Below are 3,421 nucleotides of genomic sequence, written 5' to 3' on the forward strand. Positions count from 1 at the left end.
CCGAGATCAAAACGCCCTCGATCCTAAGCTCCCCGCCGACGGGCTGCATGATGGACTCCTCGGCGCTTTGCTTGACGTAGGCGCGGTCAGAGATCATCGAGCTGATGAAACCTAGCGGGATAAGCAGCAGCAAAAGCAGGACGAAAATAATGACGGGCTTCGTCCAAAAGCCGCCCCTGACGCTGTTTATGATTTTGTTTTCCATTGGATTTCCTTTTGATTTTTTTCACTGCGATTTTAGCCTGAAATCGTAATAAATCGGTAAGAAAGGTTGTAAATTTAGAGCGAATTTGACGACAAATTTAACCGCGCCGCAAGCTGAGCTTTTTAAGGTAGCTATAAATCCAAGCTCCAAGCAACAAAACCGCTGCGAGGCAATACATATAAAAGGCCGCGCCGTTTTCATACTCCACGTCCTGCGCGCTAAAGATGGGCTGCGACATCTCTGGGTTTCGCGCCGCCTCGTCCGCGATCTGCGACATTACGTTTTCGTCATGCACATCAAGCGTGATCTTTCGCAGCTCGATGAAATTTGTCCGCTTATCCAGATGCCTGCCGCTGCGACCCGTGACGTAAACGCTATGCGAGTAGAAATTTAGATAGTAAAATCCCGCGTCGTCCTTAAAAAGCTTTTCCGAGATCTGCCGCACGGCGCCCTTAAACGGATTGTCGCCCGCCCTTTTTAGCGCGCTTAGCCTACTGCCATCTGCGCCAAATTTATAATAAACGTACCAAAATGCGTCCTTGAGCCAGCCTTCGGTACCGCTAGCGCGCGGGCGATTTAAAATTTTATCCTTGCTTAGATAAAATATGCCGTTTTTGCTCGCAAACAGCATGTATTCCTGATGCCCGCTCTGAAAATTTAGCGGCGTATAGGGCTCGTTTGCAGCTTCAAACCTCTCGCCATCCATAAACACCGCGCCCGTAGCGGGATCATAAAGAAACTCTATGCCGGCGTTTGGCTCCGCGAGATACATCTGCTCGCTAGGCGTGAAATTTAGCCTCTCGCCGTCTTTATAAACGCTGCGTCCGTCGCTTAGCCACCGATCGGCCGGGCGAAAGTGCGCGGGCAGCTCGGGGCCGTCTTCGTATATGATTTTTCGCCTTATCTGTTTTAGATTTTTTGCGTCGGCGCCCTCTAAAATTTTACCCTCGTAAAATACCCGCTCGCCGTCGGTTGCGACGTACGGGCTGTCTGTTAGAGGCGAGATGCGCGCGCTAGTATCCAGCCTAGCGTATGGGTAGTTATACTCCTGCGGCCATTTAGAGAGCCCAAACGCATGGAAAAATACCTTGTAAATGTAGCTTATCGCGCCGCCCGTGCGCTGCGTAACGTCCGAGCAGAAGTAGCTCACGCGCCCGTCGCTGTAGTATCGCGCGCCGATCTTTTGCGTGCGTGCGGGATCGAGCCCCGACATCTCGCGAGCGCCGCAAAATACGCGGTTGGCGTCCATGCCGACGTTTGTGTAGGAGTATCTGCCGGTATCAAGCGCGCGAAAACTCGCCGCGTCCGCGTCGCCCTCTAGCTCGTAGGGAGCGAGATTCCAAGAGCGTAGATAAATTTTGCCGCCGATATTATAATAATCGCTGCGGCCGATCTTTTGCGCGTCCGCGGGTAGCTCGCGCGAGCGGTCATACACCGATAGCTCATAGATGAAAACGAGCGAGACAAAGAGCGGCACGAAAAGTACAGCAAAGAGGAGCCTTAGCGCCTTTTTATCAAATTTGCTTAAGTTATTTGCCTTTTTCATAAGGCAATTATATATCTTGCTAGTTTAAAACGTTAGAAATTTAAAAGCGTTTGCAGGGAAATTTTAAAATTTAGGCTGCGGTAAATTTGACGCCCAAAAGCGGCGGGGAAAATTAAAAGCTCGTCAAATTTGGCAGCAAAGCTCAAATTTACCCGCAATCGCGCGAAACGACGCAATCTCCGCGCAAATTTAACTTAGTACCCGTCAAAATGCTTGGTCTTTGGCAGAACCAAATTTAGCGTGATACCGATGAGCGCGCCAAGCCCCACGCCGCTAAAGCTCATCGCGCCAAAATCCAGTACCATGCCGCCGATCGCGCACACAAAGATGAGCGCGACGATGATCATATTGCGCGGCTCGGCTAGGTCCACGCCGTTTTTGATCAGAGTCTCCATACCCACGCTCGCGATGATACCGAAAAGCAGCAGCATAATGCCGCCGATGACGGGAGCAGGGATCGTGGAGAGCGCGGCGCCGAGCTTGCCCACGAAGGCGAGTAGTATCGCCGCAAGCGCGGCAAAGGTCATAATGGCGGGATTGTAGGCTTTCGTGATGCTGACTGCGCCCGTGACCTCGGAGTAGGTGGTGTTTGGCGGTCCGCCAAAGCAGCCTGCCAGCGACGTCGCAAGCCCGTCGCCAAGCAGCGTGCTTTTAAGCCCCGGATTTTTTAGGAAATTTTCCTTCGTAACGTTGCTGATCGCAAGCATATCGCCGATGTGCTCGATCGCGGGCGCGATGGCGATAGGCACCATGTAGATTACCGCTTCGAGCTTAAAAACCGGCGCGGTAAAATGCGGCAGCACAAACCACGGCGCGTTTAAAATCGGCGTAAAATCCACTATCCCGATAAACAGCGATGCGCAGTATCCCGCTGCGATGCCGCAAAGTATCGGCACTAGGCGCAGCATACCGCGGCCAAACATCATAACGACGATAACCGCCGAAAGCGAGATGAGCGCGATGGTAAGCGACTGCCCCTGCGTGTAAAGCGCCTCTTTGCCCTTGCCCATGACCATATTTACGGCCGCGGGCGAGAGAATGAGGCCGATCGTCATGATGACAGGGCCGACGACCACGGGCGGTAAAATTTTATGCAAAAATCCCTCGCCTTTGAGCCTAATAAGCAGGCTAAAAGCTACGAAAAATAGCCCCGCCGCGATCACTCCGCTCATCGTTGCAGCGATGCCCCACTCCTTGACGCCAAAGCTTAGCGGCGCGATGAACGCAAAGCTGCTAGCCAAAAAGATCGGCGGGACGTTTTTGCGCGGGACGAGCTGAAACAGCAGCGTGCCGATACCCGCCGTAAACAGCGCCACGGACGTATCAAGCCCCGTTAATATCGGCACTAGTACTAGCGCGCCAAACGCGACGAATAGAAACTGTACGCCGACGAGAGCGTCTTTGAACCTGAGATTGTAGCCTTCGTATTTTTCCATCTTCTCCTCTTTTTATTTTACGACTTATTTTTTGACTCTTGAAATTTGCAGCATTTGTCTTGTTTTTGTAGCCAAATTTAAACTCGGCGCGATTTTAAAATTCGCAAAATTATAACATATTAGCAACGATTACGGCGACGAAAATGCACCGTTTTAAGCAAATTTTTCGAGCAAATTTTAAATTTACGCACCGAGACCCGCACCTTTAAGATGCTAAATTTGGGTTGGTTAAAT

General features: G+C 51.4%; 3 protein-coding genes. All 3 read right to left on the reverse strand.

Annotated features, from left to right (window positions below; all coding sequences use genetic code 11):
* The coding region (locus H740_RS04730) for an inner membrane CreD family protein (protein WP_002951913.1) at nt 1–205 on the reverse strand (205 nt) is incomplete at its 3' end.
* 97 nt (nt 206–302) lie between these two features.
* Nucleotides 303–1,751 carry a DKNYY domain-containing protein gene (locus tag H740_RS04735; RefSeq protein WP_002951915.1) on the reverse strand — a complete coding sequence of 483 codons (1,449 nt, stop codon included), beginning with the start codon at nt 1,749–1,751 and terminating at the stop codon, nt 303–305.
* Between the two features lie 194 nt (nt 1,752–1,945).
* Nucleotides 1,946–3,187: a uracil-xanthine permease family protein gene (locus H740_RS04740; protein ID WP_002951917.1), complete on the reverse strand. Its 1,242-nt coding sequence runs from the start codon at nt 3,185–3,187 to the stop codon at nt 1,946–1,948.
* Nucleotides 3,188–3,421: the final 234 nt, after the last annotated feature.

Origin of the sequence: Campylobacter showae CC57C (assembly GCF_000344295.2) — a bacterium.
Lineage (GTDB): Bacteria > Campylobacterota > Campylobacteria > Campylobacterales > Campylobacteraceae > Campylobacter_A > Campylobacter_A showae_B.

What these genes read in the sequence shown, in the direction of transcription:
- H740_RS04735 (WP_002951915.1), bottom strand. Translation starts at nt 1,751, where the DNA reads ATGAAAAAGGCAAATAACTTAAGCAAATTTGATAAAAAGGCGCTAAGG.
- H740_RS04740 (WP_002951917.1), bottom strand. Translation starts at nt 3,187, where the DNA reads ATGGAAAAATACGAAGGCTACAATCTCAGGTTCAAAGACGCTCTCGTC.